Raw genomic sequence first — 20,783 nt, forward strand, 5'->3', positions numbered from 1 at the left:
TCGGAAGTCAAAAGCCGGAGGCCGTTTGACTCAGCTGAAGACGATTTAAAGCTTTTAGCTTTCGGCCTTTTGCTTTTAGCTCCAAATCGCTTTGGCTATTTAAATGTAAAGAAAACCTTCGTTATTGCTAATTGCACCTATTTAAGCGATATTTAGCCAATACACATCAACTATTAACACCTTGGCCGAAATTACACCAGCAAAACGCACCTGGCGTGTTTTTAAGCGTAATAAAATTGCTGTAGCTGGGCTTGCATTTATCCTGCTCACCTTGCTTGTTGCAATATTGGGCTACCTCATCATGCCCGATGATACGCCCCTGGCCAATAATATGATCATACAGCTTAGTATAAAAAAGCCGGGTTCAACCTATATGATATTAAAGCTCCGGAAAGCGGAGACTGTTGATACTGTAAATTTGTTCAGCAGGATGCTGTATGGGCAGCCGTCGTTTTATAAAGAAGTTCCTGTTACGGGGTATCATTTCGTTAAAGATTCTATTTACGTTAACGGATATATCGGCGATGAAGATAAGCCCGAGAAAAAAGCCTACAATATTTTTGAAGTAATGACAGGGCAAAAGCCTGTTTATAAAAATGGGAAGATAGCTTTTAACTATAACGGGCAAGTAGTTGTCAGAGATGCTAATGAGGGTGTTTATCGAAGGTTTTGGGGGGCTGTTTACGAAGAAAACATCGGCTTTAAAACTTTTTGGCTTGGTACTGATGGCTATGGTAGGGATATGCTGAGCCGCCTGCTGCTGGGCACACGGATCTCGCTTGCTGTTGGTTTAATGTCGGTTATCATCAGTATGCTGCTCGGCGTAACTGTCGGTGCCGTAGCGGGTTATTTTGGAGGATGGGTTGATTCATCGTTAAGCTGGCTGATGAATATTTTATGGGCGCTTCCTGCCCTGTTGCTGGTGATCGCCATATCATTTGCGCTGGGAAAAGGCCTATGGCAAATATTTATAGCCGTTGGGCTTTCTATGTGGGTTGAGGTGGCGCGCCTGGTGCGCGGGCAGGTAATGGGCCTTAAACAGGTGGAGTACATTGAGGCCGCACGGGCATTGGGTTTTAGCAACAAGCGTATTATAGCTAAACATATTTTGCCCAACATAACCGGGCCAATACTGGTTTTGGCCTCCTCAAATTTTGCCTCGGCTATACTTTTAGAGGCCGGGCTTAGCTTTTTGGGTTTTGGCGCACAACCGCCTATGCCAACCTGGGGCGGTATGATCAAGGAGCATTATGGATATATTGTTATGGACTCAGCTTTTTTGGCTATCATTCCGGGTATGGCCATTATGCTGCTGGTTTATGCTTTTAACCTGGTTACCGTTGGCTTGCGCGATGCCTTTGATATAAAATCACAAAGTACTCGTATTTAAAAATTATTTCTTCTATTTTAGTCAGCGTACTTATATCAATATGCTGAATGTAGACGACGGTTCCGGCGAAGACGAATTGATCAGGCTTTTGCTCAAACGGCAGTCGGAGTTAAATTCTTTATTGGAAATTACGCGGGCCATAAACAAAAACACCGCTACTCCTATCCTCATTCAAATGCTGGAAGTTATCCTGCAAAACTATTTGCAGGTAGGTAAGCTGAGGTTTTTGATTGAAAAGGATGATAAATTTGCCTGTATAGCCAAGTATGGCGGCGACGTTGAATCGTCGGTAGTGCTGGCCCGTGCGTGTAAAAAGCTGAGTAAAGTTAAAGCGCCTATAGCTATTGCCGGACACCGCGACCCTCTCCTTAAAAAATACAATTACTTTATCCCGGTATATCACAAAAGCAAAGCACTTGCCTACGCCCTTATCGGCGATTTTAATACCTCGGGCGAGATGCTTAACAATGATCTTAATTTCATCCAAACGCTGATGAACGTGATCATTGTGGCGCTTGAAAATAAAAAACTTTTTCGCGAACGGCTGCAATCAGAACGTTTTCTGCGCGAGATGGAGCTTGCAGTAGAGGTGCAGAATATGCTGATCCCCATGCGTGAGCATAAAGACGACAGTGTGGAGATCGGGGCTAAGTATCTTCCGCATCAAAACATCGGCGGCGATTATTTTGATTTTATCCGCCTTAATGAGCATGAGTTTTTATGGTGTATTGCCGATGTATCGGGTAAGGGTATTTCGGCTGCTTTGCTGATGGCCAACTTCCAGGCCAGCCTGCATGCCTGGGCGGCGGTTGAGGGTGATTTGACCAATATTATTGACCGGCTAAATAAAATTGTACTCAGCAACACCAAAGGCGAACGGTTTATCACCTTGTTCCTTGCGCGATATAATCAAAAAAAGCGGCGGCTTAATTATATTAATGCAGGGCACAACCCAACTATACTTTATTCAGAAGGAGGGGCCATTCCGCTTAAACTGGGTACCACTATGATCGGTGTTTTTGAAGATCTGCCTTTTTTAAACGAGGGCGAAGTTGATGTGGAGCCCGGTAGCCTGATCTTTAACTATACAGATGGACTCATGGATTTTGAATCGCCCAGCACCAAAATATGGAACGAGGATAAATTACTTGATTTTGTGCTTGCGCATGGCGAGCTATCGCCCGATAATTTTAACCAGGCGCTGTTGGATTATTTAAGCAACGTTCATAAAAGCAAGCCTATTGATGATATTACCCTGCTTACGCTAAAAATTTTTTAAGCAAAGGATGCGTTAACCACATGTTGAAAAACTCATCATACTAATTGTTTTACTAACACGTTTACAACTCTTATTATATTTGCCGGATGTTATCAGCCAGGTACCAGTACGAATTTTTGGAAGCAGGATGCGATGAAGCGGGACGGGGATGTTTGGCCGGGCCTGTTTTTGCCGCCGCAGTTATTTTACCCCCTGATTTTGATCATCACCTGCTAAACGATTCCAAACAAGTTACCGAGGAAATAAGGTACCAGCTTCGTGCCGAGATTGAGGAAAAAGCGGTGGCTTATGCCGTGGCATCTGTTGATAACCTGGAGATAGATGAGATCAACATTCTCAACGCATCATTCCTGGCGATGCACCGGGCCATCGAAAAATTACATCTTGAACCCCAGTTTTTGATCATCGACGGCAACCGTTTTAAAAAGTACCGGAGCATTCCGCATGAATGTATTATTAAAGGTGATGGAAAATATTTCAGCATAGCGGCCGCATCTATCCTGGCTAAAACCTATCGCGACGATTATATGATGCAAATAGCAGCCGAACACCCGGAGTATGAATGGCATACCAATAAAGGCTATCCTACTACCAGGCACCGCGAAACCGTAATGAAGATTGGTTTTACGCCTTATCACCGCCGTACTTTCAGGGTAACCGATCCGCAGTTAAGTATTTTTTAATGAAGTTTTGAATACCACGTTCAGGATGGTATTTTTGTTAAAAACCAAATCCACCGTTTGAAGATCCTAATTTTAACACATCGTGTACCATTTCCGCAGAATGGCGGTTACGCTATTGTGGTTTGCAATACCATAAAAGGGTTGATTGCACTTGGACATGAAGTTGCATTGGTGGCTTTAAACGGGAAAAGATATCATGGCAGTGTACAAACAGACGAAGATGAGCTGATGCAGAAGATCAGGTACACATCGTATGACATTAACATCAATGTATCGGTACTTGATTCCATAACCAATCTGTTCAGCAAAAAATCAAATGATGTTGATCGTTATTACAATGCTGAATTTGAGAAACTCCTGCTACGCGAATTGCGCCAGACGGCATACGATGTTATCCAGTTTGAAGGCTTGTTTGTAACGCCTTACCTGGCCGCTATGCGTAAGCATACCAAAGCCCGGTTAATTTACCGGTCGCATAATATTGAACACCAGGTATGGATGAGGCTGGCACAACGAAAAACCGACCTGTTTAAGAAGTGGTACCTGCATTTGCTGGCCCGCCGGGTGAAAGACTATGAACTGCAGCAGCTTAATAAATTTGATGCCATTGCTGTATTTACCAATGAAGATAAAAAAACGCTGTTATCATACGGTGTTACCATTCCGGTTGATATTTTTCCGGTAGGTATTTCCCTGACCGATTATAAGCCGGACTATAATAAAACGGAGTTCCCAAGTTTGTTTTTTTTAGGTTCGTTAGATTGGATGCCCAACCGGGAAGGGATTGAGTGGTTTATAGAGAACTTTTATAAAGACCTTACCGAGGGCGACCTTCGCGTAAAATTTTATGTTGCCGGCCATAATATCCCCGATAGCTTTGATGAGTACGAAGCGATGGGAAAGATCTTTATACAGGGTGAGGTTGACGATGCTTCTGAGTTTGTGAATAGTAAGGCTATTATGGTAGTGCCCTTGCTTTCAAGCGGTGGCATGCGGGTTAAAATAGTAGAGGGTATGGCGATGGAAAAATGTATTATCTCTACCTCATTAGGTGCCGAAGGCATCAATTTTACCAATGGCACTAATATCCTTATTGCTAATAACCGGCAGGAGTTTTATGATGCCATTGAACGCTGTATTACCGACGAAGAATTTTGCCGTAATATTGGCCTCAACGCCCGCCGTTTAATTGAAGAACAGCACGATGTACATGTAATAGCACCGGGCCTTGTTGCTTTTTATCAAAGCCTGGACGTTGATTTACCTGAATAAGTGATTCCCTATGCCATTGTTGGTGTGACAACAATTTCTCCGCTGCTACCGCCAACTGAAAACTGCCACTGCCAACTGACCTACTGCTGTTGTTGCTGCTGCTGTTGAATGATCTCCATATATCGCTGATAGCTGTTTTTAGGAAATTCGGCTACCGCGTGCATGGCAGGCGATTCGTGGGTTTTATCCTCAAAAACAATGGTATCTGCATCGTCAACAATTACTGATACTTCCAGCTTGTGGCCGTAGGCGCCTTTATAAACACCTTTAACCGGCGAACAATCTGAAAAATTGCGCCCCACAGCCAGGCGTACGTGGGTTTCATTGGCAATACAGTTATTTGTAGGATCGATACCAAGCCAGCCGTAATCGGGCACAAACACTTCGGCCCAGGCATGGGTTGCCCCTTCGCCGCGCATAGCACTGCTATGGGTGCAGATATAGCCGCTTACATAACGGGATGGTATTTTAAGCTGGCGGAGCATCACCATTAAAATATGGGCAAAATCCTGGCAAACGCCGGCTTTAAGCTTCCATACTTCATCCAGTGTAGTTTCAACCGTAGTAACCCCTTTGATGTACTCAAAGTTTTTGTAAACCCAGCCGCAAAAACGAAGTGCTATCTGAAAGGGCGTTTCATCTTTACGCCGTTCCTGCTCAACTATTGCCTGTAGCTCGGGCAGGCCTTCAAAATATTCCTGCTTTAGAAAATCAATATAGGGTACCATGTATTGAAGCCGCTTAAGATCCTCCCATTGCTGCTCCGGAAAAATATCATTAACCGGAAGGGGGCGCTGTCGGGTAATGACAACCAGCTTTGAGTTTATAACCAGCATGTTGTGCTGGTTGCTGTAGGTGAAACTGCCAACCTCGTTGCCATAGTAATCGATATGAGTATCAACAACCGGGCTGCCTGTTATATTTAGCTCCTGTTTTACCACTTCCTGGTATTCATCTTTTATCGGGAACAGGATGATTTGGTTGGCGCTGTCGCGCACAGGGCCTTCATAGGTATATTTGGTGATATGTTGAATCTTAAATTCAGGCATTGTTTTAATTTTTTAATTTGAGGATTTGAAAATTTGAAAATGAAAAGATAGACCGGCATTTTCAAATCTTCAAATCAAAACATCTTCAAATTGTGATCATGAATTAGCAAAGTAATGTTGGTTTAATGAATTGCCTATGCCGTATAGCTCACTCCTGATCTGGGTGAGGAACAAGTGCAAGCCCTCCTGCTTGATACTTTTTACCGAACTATACTTTATGCGGCTTTGCAACCGGCCTATCTGAAACGACATTTCCCTGTAGTCATCGGCATTGCTGTCATTCTTCAATCTGTCGAAATAACGCTGAATATTATTTACCGAATAAATAACCGAGCGCGGAAAATCGTTGTTCAGCACAACCTGTTCCAAAACATTTTCGGCCTCAAAGCCTTCTCGGTATGTTTTTAAATACAGCTCGTAGCCACCCAATGAAAGCAGCAGGTGTTTCCAGTAAGTGGTATCAGTAAGCAGATCGGGGTTATCACTTATCGAGCTGAATTTAGTATCCAAAATATCAACCGACTGGATGGCCCGCTCCAGGTATTTGCCAATGTTCATAAATGCACGGCCTTCGCCGCGCTCCATAGTAATCTCCACTGTGCCGTAATAAAGCATTACTTGTTTTATCAGCACGTCCAGTACCCCTATCGGGTCTTCCCGGTGCAGGGCGCGTTCCAGCCGCGGATCTTTTACGGTGTGGTAATATTCATTCAGGCATTGCCAAAGGTCTTTGGTGATGTGCTCCTGTACACCGCGGGCGTTTTCTCGCGCCAGTGTAATGATGTTGAGTATGGAATTAGGATTGTTTTTCCCGGTAACCATATACTTTAAAACCGACCGGCTGTCGTTGTCCAGTTTTTCGGCTTCGCCGGCGTTTAGCCCGGCAAAAATCCTCATTACAGGTTCCCAGGTAAATTCCTGCACTGTATCCTGCGATGAGGCATAATTAATTTTGAGCATCCGCAGCATACCATCGCTGCGCTCAATATAGCGGCTTAACCAATAAAAACTTGCTGCAACCCTGCTTAACATATGATCTAAATTTCGGAATTCGGATGTTCAATTTCGGATTTACTTAGCTCCGCATCCTTCTTGTTTTTTATTTTGATTTAAAAGCCTTTTACCTTTCAGGCTAACACCCACGTGTCCTTACTGCCGCCACCCTGCGAACTGTTTACCACCAGTGAACCTTCTTTTAAAGCCACACGGGTTAGGCCGCCGGGGACTATTTCAATGCCATCGGGGCCGTACAGCGCGTATGGCCTTAAATCAACCCTGCGTGGCTTTAGTTCGCCCTGCATGTAACAAGGCGCCGCCGAAAGACTGATGGTTGGCTGTGCTATGAAATTACGCGGATCTTTCAGGATTTCCTTTTTATATTCATCTATTTCCTGCTCGCTTGCCGCATGTCCCATCAGCATCCCGTAACCGCCGCTGCCATTGGTTTTCTTAACCACCATTTTATTGAGGTTTTTAAATACCATTTCGCGTTCATCCGGATTGCCCAACTGGTGTGTTGGTACGTTTTTGAGTGTGGGTTCTTCGTTCAGATAATAGCGGATCATATCGGGCACATAGGCATAAACCGCCTTATCGTCGGCCACGCCGGTGCCTGTTGCATTTACTATGGCTACGTTTCCTTTGCGATAAGCACCCATAAGGCCTGCTACGCCAAGCATGCTTGCCGGGTTAAATACCAGGGGATCGAGAAATTCATCGTCCACCCGGCGGTAGATCACATCAACCTGTTGCAGCCCGGTGGTGGTTTTCATGTACACTTTATGGTTGTTCACTACCAGGTCGCGCCCTTCTACCAATTCAACCCCCATTAGCCGGGCCAAGGTGGTATGCTCAAAATAGGCCGAATTATAAATACCCGGCGTAAGTAAAACAATAGTTGGGTTATGGATCTGCCGGGGTGAAAGCGCCAGCAGGTTTTTATATAGTATTGACGGATATTCGGTAACGCTGCGCACACTGCATTGCGGCAGCAGGTCGGGAAATAGCCGCTTGGTGATCTCCCTGTTCTCGAGCATATAACTTACGCCCGATGGGGTGCGCAGGTTATCTTCGAGCACATAAAAAGTGCCATCTTCATCACGGATAAGGTCGATGCCCGAAATATGTACATAAATATCATAAGGCACCTGGAGCTGGTACATCTCGCGCAGAAAGTGCGGACACGAATAAATAATATCAATAGGTACTATGCCGTCCTTAACAATAAACTGATTATGGTATATGTCCTTCAGAAATAAATTAAGCGCGTTAAGGCGCTGCTTGATGCCACGCTCAACAAAAGCCCATTCATCGGCAGTGATGATACGGGGGATAATATCAAAAGGAAAGATCTTTTCAATGCCTTCGCCGCTGTTATAAACGGTAAAGGTGATGCCCTGGCTCATGAAAAGGCGCTTGGCAAGCTCCTCCTTTTTGTTCAGGTCGTCGGCCGATTCTTTCGAAATGTAGTCAATAACTTTACGGTAATGTTCCCGAACATTAGCGTCCAAGCCATACATTTCGTCCCAAACATTATCAATTGGGCTGTATTTGTCAAAATAAGCTGATTCTTCCATGAAAAAATTACAATAAATTAAAAATTGACAATCAGTTATCTTTCAGAATTGTAATTTATGAAGTGTTTTTGATAAAAAAGCAAATTATTTTGAAATTTTTGAATATATTTTAATCAAATTTTCAATTCATGGCGATTATCAAAAAATAATTCTTGTTTTTGTTGGGTCGTTAATATAAAACTGACGGGCTTTAGCGTATTAAACAAGGGCATGCAATTCTCCTCCCGCTTTCCTAAAATCCGAAGGGTTCATACGTCTGTATTTTTTAAAAATACGGTTCAGGTGGCTCTCATCATTAAAACCAAGTTCATTGGCAATTTCAACCATGCGCATGTTGCTGTGCAGTAAACGGTTCTCAATCAGCTTCAGTTTGTAATTGATGATATACTGCTGCATAGTTTCGCCGGTATGTTTTTTAAAATACTGGCCGAGGTAGTTTTCAGAGATTCCGGCTTTATCGGCGATGACTTTAGCTTTTAGTTTTTCGGGGAAGTAGATGTTGGCCTGGATGTATTGCAGGATATCAAGCGTTTTTTCTTCGGTATTCTCACTAACTTCATCGGGCATGCTCATAGCCACATTACGGGCGGCGATTACTATAACCGTATTGATATATTGCTGCAGGAGCGCTTTACTGTAAAGCCCTTTTTTTTCTTTTTCACTGATGATGGCCTGCATAATGGGTTTTACAACGGCCTTGTCTTCATCGGTTTTTAATATGCATCCCGGTGCCTGGCCTGCGTTTTTTAGCAGAAAATTGAGATGCTCGGTTGTTTCGCTGCTAAGGCCGCGATCTTTAATGTAAAGTGGGTTGAAGCGGATAAACAGGAACTGTGTTTCGGTTAGTATCTCAAAATAATGTGAATCATCAGGTGTAAGTAAAAACAGGTGACCGGGTTTATAGGTAAACTTGCTTTTGTTTATGCACTGCTTTCCGGTGCCGCTTATGATATAAATAAACTCGAAAAAGCTGTGTGAGTGTTCGCTGCGGGGACAGGCGCTGAGTGGTTCGCGCAAAACAACTTCAAAAGGCTGGTATAAATTATCTTTTACCATAGTGTAAATGTACAAATGTTACGAGGGATTGTACAAGGAATATGGCTGCCTCCTTGTATAATTTTGTATTGTAATTAAACAACAACACAATGGAAGCTCAAAATACAACAATGCAGGCCCTTATCGCTCCTGAAGCAAATGCGCCTTTCACAATAACCGTAGTTGACCGCCCAATTGCCTCCAAAGGCCAGGTACTGGTGCGTATTATAGCCAGCGGCGTCAGCGTATTGGATAATAAGATCCGTACCGGTAAAGGCGGGCATGCCAGGCAGCCGTTACCTGCCATTTTAGGGATGGACTTTGCCGGCATAGTTGAAGCAGTTGGTGCTGATGTAAATACTTTTAAACCTGGCGACGAAGTGTATGGTCTTGCCGGTGGTATTGGTGGGCTACAGGGTACTTACGCGCAATATGCTGCCTTTGATGCAGACCTGCTTGCCATTAAACCATCTCACTTAAGTTTCAGACAGGCGGCTTCGATGCCGCTTAATTTTATTACTGCCTGGGAAGGCCTTGTAGACAGGGCAAATGTGCGTGAGGGACAAAAAGTGTTGGTACATGGTGGTGCCGGAGGCGTTGGCCATTTAGCGGTTCAGGTAGCGAAAGCCTTTGGTGCGGATGTATATGCTACCGGCAGCGCGGCCCAGCAGCAATATATTGAAAGCATTGGCGCTACTTTTATCGATTACCGTGCCACAACGGTTGACGAATATGTGAACAATTATACTAACGGCGAAGGGTTTGACATTGTATATGATACCCTGGGCGGAGCTACTTTAGATGCATCATTTAATGCAGTACGTTATTATACCGGTCATGTGGTAAGCTGCCTGGGTTGGGGTGAGCATAAGCTGGCGCCCTTATCATTCAGGGGAGCTACATATTCCGGAGTGTTTACTTTGATGCCGATGCTCACCGGTAGAGGGCGCAAACATCATGGTGAAATTATGCAGCAGGCTACAAAACTTGCTGAGGCCGGCAAAATTGTTCCACTGGTGGATGAACGTACATTTACATTGGCTACCGCCAATCAAGCCCACGAGATCTTAGAAAATGGTAAGGCAAGTGGTAAGTTGGTGATTGACGTTGCGGAGTAAGGTGATTCGCTCTAAAATAAGTTACCTTTTCAGTTTTCAAAGTCCAGGCTTTTAAAACGGCCTGAATAACGGGCGGCTGATCAATGGCGAAAACGACCAGGGGATGGAACTTAAAATAACCAGCAGGGCAACGGTTAGCCAAATGGCCGTGGTTTTAAATTTGTCCTTATCAAGTGTTTTTCGTTTAGCTTTTGATGAGGCAATGGTGATCAGCGTAATGCCGATCAGCATCATGGTAACGTGCTCCATGCCAAAAAACCTGATCTGCCGCTCGTGTACCGCTTCTTTAAAATGGCTGATGAAATAATTGGCTATCGGGCTGATAAAATATAACCAAAGCCCAATAGTTAGCTGGATATGAGCAATGTTGGTGGTAATAACCCGTACGCGGTCATCAAATTTTGAATAGCTTTTGTCAGTAAGCCATCCGCTGTAAGCGCGATAAATGGCAAAAAGCAGGCTGGCTAAAACAAACCAGCGCGTAAGGGAGTGTAATGCTAAAATAAAAGCGTACATATATTATATGTATGACGACCGGCAAAGGAAAAGATTTTATCCGAAATAAAATTATTTTGATACCGATCCCCTTATATAAATTTCACCGGGCTTATCAGTTGGACGCCTTCCGGCAACAGGGCCTTTGCGGGTTTCAGACGTCAGCATCCATATGTTGATCGTTACATCCGGCGATCCATCTTTATTCTTTTTCCAGGTTAGGTTTATTTCGTTGATGTCCTGCGCCGAAATGAGCATACTTTCATCGTCAACAAAATAGCCGTCAACAGCAAACCTCACTTTACCGCTTACTCCAAACCTCCTTTTTATATCGTCAAAAGTATTTGTTTCAATTTTCACTCCTTTTTTAAGGGTTATCAATAAAACGCCAAACCTGCTTAGGTTAGCCAGGTTTGGAGGAACAGCCTCCCTGTCTTTCAAAACCGATAATGAAGTGATATCATTTGGATTTATATAGCCAAGACCGGCAATGATTTTGGAGTTAACAATAATTAATGGCTGCCGTTCTTTTGCACCAGGTAAATAGCGGTATAAGGAATCGGCAGGATACTTAGGCTGATAGGTTTTATACGTGTTTGTTGTGTCTTTAAAAGCAGGACTGTTATTCGGTTTAAACAAAGCTTTGCCTGTATCCGGCATTATCTGCAGCGGCGTTTGCGGCAGGGCTGCCTGGGCAAAAGCGGTAATTCCATAAAACAGACACACTAAAACAGTTAAAAGATTTTTCATGGTTGTAATTTTATGGATAAGATGCAGGCGCTGTGTAATTTCCATAAGTTAATCAAATTATTTATAACGGATTAGTGATCCACCATGTATTTCCGAATGGATCTGTTACCCCTGCGCTCCTGCCGTATGGTTGATCGGCCGGCGGCATAATGCTTTCGGCTCCGCTATCAAGGGCCTTCTGGTAAGTTTCGTCACAGTTTTCTACATATACAAACATACCTGCATTTTGCTGTTGGTAAGTATCGGTACAATCAGCAAACATGATGGTGCTGCCATTGATGTTAACCTCGGCGTGCATAATGGTATGTTCGTCGCGCATGGTTTTAAATTGTTCGGTTGCGCCAAAAACCTTTTGGGTAAACCCGATAAACTGAGCACCGTTTTTAACAATGAGGTAAGGCATAACAGCCTGGTAATTTTCGGGAATGTTTATTGTTGAGGCCATGGTAACTGGTTTTGATATTCTAAGTTACCAAATATCCAATTGATGTTTGATCATAATACAAGATCGGCCAGCGCTTCGTCGGTAAAGTTTATGGCTTCCATATATTATCAAGGTTAAGTTTGGTGACTTTACCTTGATGCTCTTGCTCAATTGATTTTTGCAGATGTTGAGCATTGGCTTCTGAAGAAAGCAAGTAAGCAGTATCATTCGCTATTTCGCTTGTTTTATAATCAACATGCAGGGCATCCAAAAAAATCCGGATAGCAGTTTCCTGATCTGCATTTGCAGGATGTATGGTTAATGTTGTCATATATCAAATATACCCCGTTTTTATTTTAACCGTCAAATCTGTCTAAAATACAACCCGATACAGCGCCTGCGAATAATGGGTCAAATCCGAAATCAAAAAAACCTAATTCCGAAATTCCCTTACAAGCCTTTAGTTATAGCCTCATAAACCACATCCTGAATCCTTGGCCTGATGTTAAGGCTCAACAGCTTACTGGCTACCGATGGGTTCACCCTGTTTGACAGGAATACATATACCAGGTTGTATTTAGGATCAACCCAGATACAGGTGCCTGTGAAACCGGTATGTCCAAAAGCCTGATCTGATGCCAGCTTTGAAGGATAATGTCTTTCGGCTATCGGATCCCAGCGGTCAAAACCCAGTCCGCGGCGGCTCACCGGCGATTGTTTGGAGGTGAACAGGTCAACAACCTCCGGTTTAAAATATTGAGCACCACCATAACTCCCCTTGTTTAAAATCATCTGGTATAATATGGCCACATCATTGGCACTGCCAAATAAACCGGCATGCCCGGCAACGCCGCCTAAAAGCGCTGCTGTTGGGTCATGTACATATCCATCCAGTAATGACATTCGGTACTCCTTATCATTTTCGGTAGGGATTATCCTGTCGGGCGTAAAGCGGTATAAGGGTAAGAAGCCTGCAGTTTGCATTCCCAGCGGGGTATAAAAATGCTGCTGTACATAAATGTTGAGCGGCACGGCAGTAATGTTTTCAACAACCTCCTGCATAAATAGCATGCTAACATCACTATATACATACTGCCCGCGCGTTTTTAACGGCGAGTTCAGCATATCGGGCAGCATTACATCTTTATAATAGTCTTTGCGCAGGTAATAATGATCAGATACCTTTGTTGGATAGGCGGCAGACGAATCGGTACTGTGATCAGTTGGCTTTACCTTTTCAAACGACTGGATATCGGGGATCAGGCCCGCCTGGTGCAACAGCACTTCGCGGATCCGGATGTCGTTCTTATTGCTTTTACGGGCAAGGGGAATATAATCGCCAAGGGTTTTCTCCAGGCTTAATTTACCCTGATCGGTAAGCTGCATGGTTTCCATGGTGGTTGCCGATACTTTGGTCATAGAAGCAAGGTCAAAAATGTCGGTCAGTTTGTCGGGTATTACATTATCATAGGTGTGATAACCGTAAGCTTTATTAAATATCACCTTACCATCTTTAGCAACCAATACCACGCAGCCGGGAGTGGCATGCTCACGGATAGCTTCCTGTGCTATCTTATCAATGCCCTGCAAATTGGCAGCATTTATACCGGCTTCTTCAGGAACGGTATATTGCAGTCTCGTTTTCTCAGTAGCAAAGCCCATCCCCATTTTATAAACGGCGCTATAGTTTTTCGCTAATTTTTGAGAGATACTTACCCCGCCGAATATAGCTTCGGCACTGTACATTGCCGATACCTGTGATACCCGTTCCGTCCAGATCACGGGGGCGGTTATAACATCAAGCTTGCCCAATAGCGAACCACTGCCAAAAGCCGCGACAATTATATTCTTGTTTTTTTGATTGGTACTGATAAAGTCAATCACATCCGGATTGCTTAAATCGGCATCATTTACCTGTACTATAATGGTATTGTAAAACTTCAGATCGGAAGTAAGATTGGCCAGCGTTTTATTACCCGAATAAGCGCCACCATCAAATAGCTGTACACTGTTATATTTATTAAGCAAGCTATCAAAAACGGCGGCGTACTGGTTATTGAAATGCACACTGGCAATTTTAAAATCCTCCAGCTTTTGCAGCGGCACCAGGTATGAGGCATTGTTAAGTAACACGGTGGAGTTGCCAACCAACCTTTCTTCGGCAATGAAGGCCTGCCCTGTTAACGGCGGATTTTGCGCGCAAGCGGTATTAAATAATGCAAACCCTAATAGTACTAAAGGAACACGGCCCCATTTATTTTTTATCATATACTTTAACTCCGTTTATATAGGTTTGGGTCACTTTGGTTGCCGGGATCTCGCTGCCTTTTACTTTCATAATATCTTTGTCCAATATCACGAAGTCGGCGTATTTACCGGGTTCAATGCTGCCTTTTTCTTTTTCTTCAAAATTGGCTTTGGCAGCCCAAAGGGTCATTCCCTTTAATGCTTCAATCCGGCTTAGGGCGTTTTCAGACTGAAAACCACCTTCCGGGAAACCTTTCAAATCCTTGCGCTCAACCGCTGCATAGAACGTATAAAGCGGATTAATGTTCTCAACCGGGAAATCGGTACCCAAAGGGATCCAACCGTTTTGCTTTAACAATTGTTTATAGGCATAAGCCGTTTTAAGCCGTTCGCGGCCCAGTCTTTTACCGGCCCAGTACATATCTGATGTCGCGTGCGTAGGCTGTACCGATGGGACAATACTGTATTGGCCAAACATATCCAGGTCTTGCGGTGATACTACCTGCGCGTGCTCGATACGCCACCTCAGGTCGTTTTTGCCTTTTAAATTAGTAGCATAAATCTTAAGCATTACCCGCACTGCCGAATCGCCAATGGCATGGGTACACATCTGGAAACCGCGGGCCGCTATTTTTGGAGCTATTTCTTCAAAATGCTTTGGGTTACTCAACAAAAAGCCGCTCCATTTGGCCGAGTCGGCATAGGGTTTTAGCAGGCAGGCCCCTCTTGAACCGAGGGCGCCATCGGCATAAACTTTAAAAGCCCTTACATTTAAACGGGGCGTTTTAATGATTCCCTTCTTAAAGAGGTAGTCATAATTCTCCTGTCGGTCGGCCAGCATCACATACAGGCGCATTTTCAGGTCGCCTTTATTTTGCAGCTCGGCAATGGTGTTTATCATGGTATAAGGCAGCCCGCAATCATCAACGGTAGTTAAGCCAGCGGCAAAACAATTTTTTTGCGCCGATAGCAGGGCTGTATCTATAATAGCGGCCGTAGGTTGCGGAATTTTACGGGTAACTATGCCTACCGCGTTATCAACCAAAATGCCGGTAAGTTTCCCGTTACTGGTTTCTATTTCGCCGCCGTTAATGGTTTGCCCCGGTTTAACACCGGCAATGTTCAGTGCGGCCTGGTTGGCTATGGCGGCGTGCCCGTCTACACGGCTAAGGATCACCGGCCTCATCGGGAACAGCGAATCCAGCTTTGCCTTATCGGGGAAATGTTTATTAGTCCAGTCGTTTTGGTCCCAGCCATTACCAATGATCCAGCCATCGGTATTACGTTCGGAATAAGCTTTTACCGAGTCAATAATTTCGGGCCAGCTATGGGTACCTACCAGGTTTACTTCCTGCAGGCCCATACCATATTCATAAAAATGGGCGTGGGCGTCAATAAAGCCCGGATAAACCGCGGCACCCTGCGCGTCAACCACTTCGCGGGCGTTGTATTTTTGTTCAAGGGAATCGGCATTGCCTACTGCAAGTATCTTTCCTCCGCTTACTACAAATGCGCTTGCTGTTGTAAAATTGCTATCTACGGTGTACACAACCGCGTTTTTTACCAGCATATCGGCATTGTATTCCTTTTGTTTGCAGGCTGCTGCCAGTAATAGCAGCGCGGGCAATAGTCTCTTCATAAAGTAATTGTATGTTTATTGTAATTGTATTAAACCACAAAAGTATATACAACTATCAAATCATAAAGTTATGCCTTCAAATATTTAATTTAGCATCGAAATAGAAATTGGAGGGAATTTTTTTTAGATGTCAGACATTATTCAGCTTTTACCGGATGCCGTTGCCAACCAGATTGCCGCAGGCGAAGTAGTGCAGCGACCGGCTTCTGCGGTAAAGGAATTGGTAGAAAACGCTATTGATGCAGGGGCCGACAAGATCCAGCTTATTATTAAAGATGCCGGTAAATCACTGATCCAGGTTATTGATAATGGCTGCGGCATGAGCCTTACCGATGCCCGCATGTGCTTTGAGCGTCATGCAACTTCAAAAATACGCAAGGCCGAAGATCTGTTTGCTATTCGTACCATGGGTTTCAGGGGCGAGGCCATGGCATCCATCGCCGCTATTGCCCAGGTAGAGCTGAAAACCCGCCGCCATGAAGATGAACTGGGCAGTTGTATAACTATTGAAGGCTCCGAAGTAATAAGCCAGGAGCCATGTGCAGCTAACGCGGGCACATCCATCTCCATAAAAAACCTGTTTTATAACACCCCTGCCCGCCGTAATTTTTTAAAGAGCAACCCGGTAGAGATGCGCCATATTATTGACGAGTTTCAACGTGTGGCCTTAGCACATCCCGAAATTTTTTTTACCCTTCACCATGATAGCCAGGAAGTTTATCATTTGCCGGGCACTACGCTTAAACAAAGGATAGTACACCTGTTTGGCAATAATTATAACCAGCGGCTGGTACCTGTTGAAGAAGATACAACTATTATTAAGTTGCGCGGTTTTGTAGGCAAACCGGAGTTTGCGCGTAAAACCCGCGGCGAGCAGTTCTTTTTTGTAAACAACCGCTTCATCCGCGATTCGTACCTTAATCATGCTGTAACAACAGCGTTTGAAGAACTATTGCCCGATGATTGTTTTCCGTTTTATGTGTTGTTCATCGATATCGACCCTTCAAAAATTGATATCAACGTACACCCTACTAAAACGGAGATCAAGTATCAGGACGAAAAGGCTATTTATGCCATAATCCGGTCGGCAGTGAAGCGGTCGTTAGGCAGATATAACATTACGCCCAGCCTGGATTTTGACCAGGAAAACAGTATCGAGCACCTGATCACCCCCAAACCGTTTGAGGAGATCATCGCCCCTACTATTTCCTTTAATCCAAACTTTAACCCATTTGCAGATAAAGCAGAAAAGCCCCGGCAGGAACATCCCTTTTTAAGGGAGAGCGGAGGTTATAAAAAAGACCCCATTCCACAAAACTGGGATACTTTGTATGAGATCAGCAAAAAGGAAACCCTTTTTCAGCACGAGATCCACGAGGAAAAAACCATAGCGGTTGATGAGCAGGATGTAAGTAAACCAAGCGAGCGGCAACTGTTCCAGATCCATAACCGGTTTATCCTGTCGCAAATAAAATCGGGCTTTATGCTCATTAACCAGCAGGCCGCGCATGAGCGTATTTTGTACGAACGCTTTTTACAGCAGCTGCAAAATCATTCGGGGGTGAGCCAGCAAAGCTTATTTCCGCAGTCGGTAACACTAAACGGTGCCGATTTTGAGTTATTGAAAGAGCTTTTGCCTGATATCCGGTCGCTGGGTTTTGACATTCGCGAATTTGGGAAAAACACTGTGGTAGTAGAGGGGATCCCGGCCGAACTGAACAACGTTGGTGAGCATGAGCTTTTAGAACATTTACTGGAAGGTTTTAAAAACAATATGGCCATCCTTAAATTAGATAAACGGGATAACCTGGCCCGGTCACTGGCCCGTAACGGCGCTATTAAATCAGGAACAAAGCTATCCCTGGAGGAAATGAACCAGCTTATCGACCAGCTTTTTGCCTGTGAATCACCTAACCAGGCATTGAATGGTAAGCCTGTAATCAGTACCTTTACTATGAACGAATTAATGGAACGATTTGAAAAATAGCCCCAGGCTAAATTATATATGAACGGATACAATCAATCGCCTTTTGCCAACCTTACACCTGTTGTTAAAAACCTGCTGATTATAAACATTATTTGTTTTATACCGGTTTTGATGTTTGATAAAGGGGTAAACGGCCCTAACCCCATTGCCGATAACTTTGGGATGTTCTATTTTAATTCGCCTAATTTCAGGGTATGGGAAATAATTACTTACATGTTTGTACATGGAGGTTTTGCACACATATTCTTTAATATGTTCGCTCTTTTTTCATTCGGCTCAATAGTTGAATACCGGATGGGATCGAAAAAATTTTTTAACTTTTATTTTATCTGCGGCATAGGAGCCATATTTTTTCAAATGCTTGTACAGGCTTACGAAGTACATGCGATAACCGGTGCTTTCACAATTGCCGATCCTGCTCTTGATCAATCTTACCTTGCTTTTGGTCAGCAGCAGGCAATAAAATTATACGGTATATACCATACGTCAATTGTGGGCGCTTCTGGTGCTATATTTGGATTATTGATTGCATTTGGAATGCTTTATCCTAATATGGAATTAATGATCATGTTTATCCCAGTGCCAATAAAAGCAAAATATATAATTCCAGTATATGTGGTATTGGAGCTATATCTGGGTTTTCAACAATTTGCAGGCGATTCAGTGGCTCATTTTGCGCATATTGGAGGAGCGATACTCGGATATATCATGGTTAAAATTTGGCGTTTACAATGACCAAACAATTTTTATTAATAACAGTAGTTATCTTTGTAATACAGCTTTTTTATGAGCACCCTTTGGCAAAATATCCACTACAAAATGCTGCGCTCCGGCAATAGGCTGAACCTGCTTATAGGCATTAATGTGATTGTTTTTCTGGCGATAAACATTTCGGCAATAGTTGAACAGTTACTAACGCATTTTGGGGGCAGTATCATTTTACTTTATGCCGATAAGTATTTAAACATGCCGGCATATCTGCCCGATTTGCTGAAGCGCTTTTGGACGCCTTTAACCTATATGTTCATGCATGCAGGTATACTTCATATCCTGTTCAACATGCTTTGGCTTTATTGGATGGGACAGATATTTGAAGAGTACCTTGGTAATAAACGTACTATAGGTTTATACTTAATGGGCGGCCTGGCCGGGGCTTTGTTATACCTGCTGGCGTTAAACCTGCTGCCTGCATTTACCAGTGCTAACGCTGCACAGACCAGTACTATAGTTGGTGCGTCGGCCAGTGTAATGGCCATTGTTGTGGCAACGGCCACCCTGTTGCCCAACTACACCATATCATTAATTTTATTTGGACCGGTAAAATTAAAATGGCTGGTATTTGTAATCCTGGTTATTGATTTTTTGGGTATAGTTGGTGCAAACGCGGGCGGCGAAATTGCACACCTGGGTGGTGCTTTAATGGGGTTTGTATATATTAAGCAATTGCAAAAAGGCCATGATTGGGTGGGCGGAATAGCCGGGCTGTTTAAACGAAAACCCAGGTTAAAAGTAGTTTCAAATAATATGGGCAAAAATGCCTCCGACTATCCGCGGCAGGAAGAGGTCGACCGCATTTTAGACAAAATATCGCAATCGGGCTACAATAGTTTAAGCAAACAGGAGCGGGAAATTTTATCGCGTGCAAGCAAACAGGAATAAATGATTAAAAAAAAGCAAAGTATTTTTAGCAGGGTATTGTTATGGATAAACCTGTTTTTCTGTTTTGCTTTATTAATAGGATATTTAGCTCCCTCGGTTGATCCGCGCAAGTATTGGTTATTCGCTTTCTTCGGCCTTGCCTACCCTCCTATACTGTTGGTTAATATAATCATGATGCTGTATTGGTTGCTGCGCAAGCGCTGGCAGTTTTTGTTTTCGCTGGTCAGTATTTTAATTGGCTGGGGAGTACTTAATAATAATATCGGGTTCAGATTTAAATCAAGTTTTTCGCTGCCCCCCGGGCTCAACGTTGTACATGTCATGACCTACAACGTGCATAACTTTAAACATTTTGGCTTCAATAACGATATATCAACCAAACATGAGATCCTGGAGATCATCAACAGCGAACAGCCGGATGTGATAGGGTTCCAGGAGTTTTATACCCGCAATAAAGGGCAGTATGAAACACGCGACTCGATCAACAAAATATTAGGCAGCAATAACTTTTACTTTGAACCTTTTAACTTTAATAGTAGAGAAGCCATTGGCATGGCTATCTTTTCGAAATTCCCTATTCTGTCAAGGGGTATGATCCGCCTTGCGGCCGACAGAACATCCGGCAACCAGTGCTTATATGCTGATATAAAAAAGGGGGATAAAATTTTTAGGTATTATAATATCCACCTGCAATCCATCAATTTTGACCCCGATGATTATAAATACATCGACAGTGTATCAAAAAAAGGAAAAACAGATATCAAATCAACCAAGCGCCTGGGGAGTAAGCTTAAAATAGCTTTTATGAAAAGGGCCGAGCAGGTTTTTAAAGTAAAGGCGCATGCTGCCCAATGCCCATATCCTTATATTATAGCCGGTGATTTTAATGATACCCCTTCGTCATTCGCTGTTAACCAAATGGCCAAAGGCTTAAACAATTCATTCCGCGAAAAAGGTTCAGGCTTAGGGCGCACATATAACGGCGACTTCCCTAATTACCAGATAGATTACATTATGAGCAGCCGGCAATTCTCAGTTTTCAACTACAAGGTGATCGAAAAAAAACTTTCAGACCATTATCCTTTACGCAGCGATCTCGTACTGAATTAACATAGGTCATTGCTCTTCGTTTGTAAAAATAAACCCGAAAGCCGGCAGGCAGTAACTTAAAATTGAAAAA

At 43.6% G+C, this 20,783-nt stretch carries 19 protein-coding genes; 9 read left to right on the top strand and 10 right to left on the bottom strand.

What is annotated here, in order from left to right:
- Positions 1–181 precede the first annotated feature (181 nt).
- The 4 genes from MusilaSJ_RS15850 (at position 182) to MusilaSJ_RS15865 (ending at position 4,624) form a co-directional block, all read left to right on the top strand.
- The gene (locus MusilaSJ_RS15850; RefSeq protein ID WP_274985908.1) at positions 182–1,390 is read left to right on the top strand and encodes an ABC transporter permease; all 1,209 of its coding nucleotides are present in this window, start codon (positions 182–184) and stop codon (positions 1,388–1,390) included.
- Positions 1,391–1,430: 40 nt separating this feature from the next.
- Positions 1,431–2,669, top strand: a complete 1,239-nt coding sequence (locus tag MusilaSJ_RS15855) for a PP2C family protein-serine/threonine phosphatase (RefSeq protein WP_274985909.1) — start codon at positions 1,431–1,433, stop codon at positions 2,667–2,669.
- 86 nt (positions 2,670–2,755) lie between these two features.
- On the top strand, positions 2,756–3,352 hold the full coding sequence (locus MusilaSJ_RS15860; protein ID WP_274985910.1) for a ribonuclease HII: 597 nt from the start codon (positions 2,756–2,758) through the stop codon (positions 3,350–3,352).
- 57 nt (positions 3,353–3,409) lie between these two features.
- A complete protein-coding gene (locus tag MusilaSJ_RS15865; RefSeq protein ID WP_274985911.1) occupies positions 3,410–4,624 on the top strand; it encodes a glycosyltransferase family 4 protein in 1,215 nt (404 codons plus the stop codon).
- An 80-nt stretch (positions 4,625–4,704) separates the two neighbouring features.
- On the opposite strand, the gene MusilaSJ_RS15870 is transcribed toward MusilaSJ_RS15865, so the two are convergent.
- The 4 genes from MusilaSJ_RS15870 to MusilaSJ_RS15885 all read right to left on the bottom strand — a co-directional run bounded on the left by MusilaSJ_RS15870 (position 4,705) and on the right by MusilaSJ_RS15885 (position 9,305).
- Complete coding sequence (locus tag MusilaSJ_RS15870) at positions 4,705–5,673, bottom strand: transglutaminase family protein (protein ID WP_274985912.1); 969 nt, start codon at positions 5,671–5,673, stop codon at positions 4,705–4,707.
- Positions 5,674–5,769: 96 nt separating this feature from the next.
- Complete coding sequence (locus MusilaSJ_RS15875; RefSeq protein ID WP_090532596.1) at positions 5,770–6,705, bottom strand: alpha-E domain-containing protein; 936 nt, start codon at positions 6,703–6,705, stop codon at positions 5,770–5,772.
- 95 nt (positions 6,706–6,800) lie between these two features.
- Complete coding sequence (locus MusilaSJ_RS15880) at positions 6,801–8,249, bottom strand: circularly permuted type 2 ATP-grasp protein (protein ID WP_274985913.1); 1,449 nt, start codon at positions 8,247–8,249, stop codon at positions 6,801–6,803.
- Positions 8,250–8,447: 198 nt separating this feature from the next.
- Positions 8,448–9,305, bottom strand: a complete 858-nt coding sequence (locus MusilaSJ_RS15885) for an AraC family transcriptional regulator (RefSeq protein ID WP_274985914.1) — start codon at positions 9,303–9,305, stop codon at positions 8,448–8,450.
- An 89-nt stretch (positions 9,306–9,394) separates the two neighbouring features.
- Here MusilaSJ_RS15885 and MusilaSJ_RS15890 point away from each other — a divergent pair, with 89 nt between their 5' ends.
- Entirely contained in the window at positions 9,395–10,402 is a 1,008-nt protein-coding gene (locus MusilaSJ_RS15890) for a zinc-dependent alcohol dehydrogenase family protein (protein ID WP_274985915.1), read from the top strand.
- A 51-nt stretch (positions 10,403–10,453) separates the two neighbouring features.
- On the opposite strand, the gene MusilaSJ_RS15895 is transcribed toward MusilaSJ_RS15890, so the two are convergent.
- The 6 genes from MusilaSJ_RS15895 to MusilaSJ_RS15920 all read right to left on the bottom strand — a co-directional run bounded on the left by MusilaSJ_RS15895 (position 10,454) and on the right by MusilaSJ_RS15920 (position 15,957).
- Complete coding sequence (locus tag MusilaSJ_RS15895) at positions 10,454–10,918, bottom strand: hypothetical protein (protein WP_274985916.1); 465 nt, start codon at positions 10,916–10,918, stop codon at positions 10,454–10,456.
- 51 nt (positions 10,919–10,969) lie between these two features.
- Positions 10,970–11,647: a hypothetical protein gene (locus MusilaSJ_RS15900; RefSeq protein WP_274985917.1), complete on the bottom strand. Its 678-nt coding sequence runs from the start codon at positions 11,645–11,647 to the stop codon at positions 10,970–10,972.
- 61 nt (positions 11,648–11,708) lie between these two features.
- Positions 11,709–12,092, bottom strand: coding sequence for a VOC family protein (locus MusilaSJ_RS15905; RefSeq protein ID WP_274985918.1), 384 nt, complete (start codon positions 12,090–12,092; stop codon positions 11,709–11,711).
- A gap of 88 nt (positions 12,093–12,180) precedes the next feature.
- Positions 12,181–12,402, bottom strand: a complete 222-nt coding sequence (locus MusilaSJ_RS15910; RefSeq protein WP_274985919.1) for a DUF2683 family protein — start codon at positions 12,400–12,402, stop codon at positions 12,181–12,183.
- A gap of 119 nt (positions 12,403–12,521) precedes the next feature.
- Positions 12,522–14,339 carry a serine hydrolase domain-containing protein gene (locus tag MusilaSJ_RS15915; RefSeq protein WP_274985920.1) on the bottom strand — a complete coding sequence of 606 codons (1,818 nt, stop codon included), beginning with the start codon at positions 14,337–14,339 and terminating at the stop codon, positions 12,522–12,524.
- Positions 14,326–15,957, bottom strand: coding sequence for an amidohydrolase (locus MusilaSJ_RS15920; protein ID WP_274985921.1), 1,632 nt, complete (start codon positions 15,955–15,957; stop codon positions 14,326–14,328). Before MusilaSJ_RS15920 ends, MusilaSJ_RS15915 begins: the two co-directional genes overlap by 14 nt.
- A 127-nt stretch (positions 15,958–16,084) precedes the next feature.
- On the opposite strand from MusilaSJ_RS15920, the gene mutL reads away from it, so the two are divergent.
- The 4 genes from mutL to MusilaSJ_RS15940 are packed head-to-tail and all read left to right on the top strand — an operon-like array spanning position 16,085 to position 20,713.
- Positions 16,085–17,944: a DNA mismatch repair endonuclease MutL gene (gene mutL / locus MusilaSJ_RS15925; RefSeq protein WP_090532576.1), complete on the top strand. Its 1,860-nt coding sequence runs from the start codon at positions 16,085–16,087 to the stop codon at positions 17,942–17,944.
- 18 nt (positions 17,945–17,962) lie between these two features.
- On the top strand, positions 17,963–18,679 hold the full coding sequence (locus MusilaSJ_RS15930; protein WP_274985922.1) for a rhomboid family intramembrane serine protease: 717 nt from the start codon (positions 17,963–17,965) through the stop codon (positions 18,677–18,679).
- Positions 18,680–18,730: 51 nt separating this feature from the next.
- Positions 18,731–19,603, top strand: a complete 873-nt coding sequence (locus tag MusilaSJ_RS15935) for a rhomboid family protein (RefSeq protein WP_274985923.1) — start codon at positions 18,731–18,733, stop codon at positions 19,601–19,603.
- Positions 19,604–20,713 (top strand): endonuclease/exonuclease/phosphatase family protein, encoded by a 1,110-nt coding sequence (locus MusilaSJ_RS15940; protein ID WP_274985924.1) that lies wholly within the window; start codon positions 19,604–19,606, stop codon positions 20,711–20,713. It begins immediately after the preceding gene.
- Positions 20,714–20,783: the final 70 nt, after the last annotated feature.

Source organism: Mucilaginibacter sp. SJ (assembly GCF_028993635.1).
In the GTDB taxonomy this organism is placed as follows: Bacteria; Bacteroidota; Bacteroidia; order Sphingobacteriales; family Sphingobacteriaceae; genus Mucilaginibacter.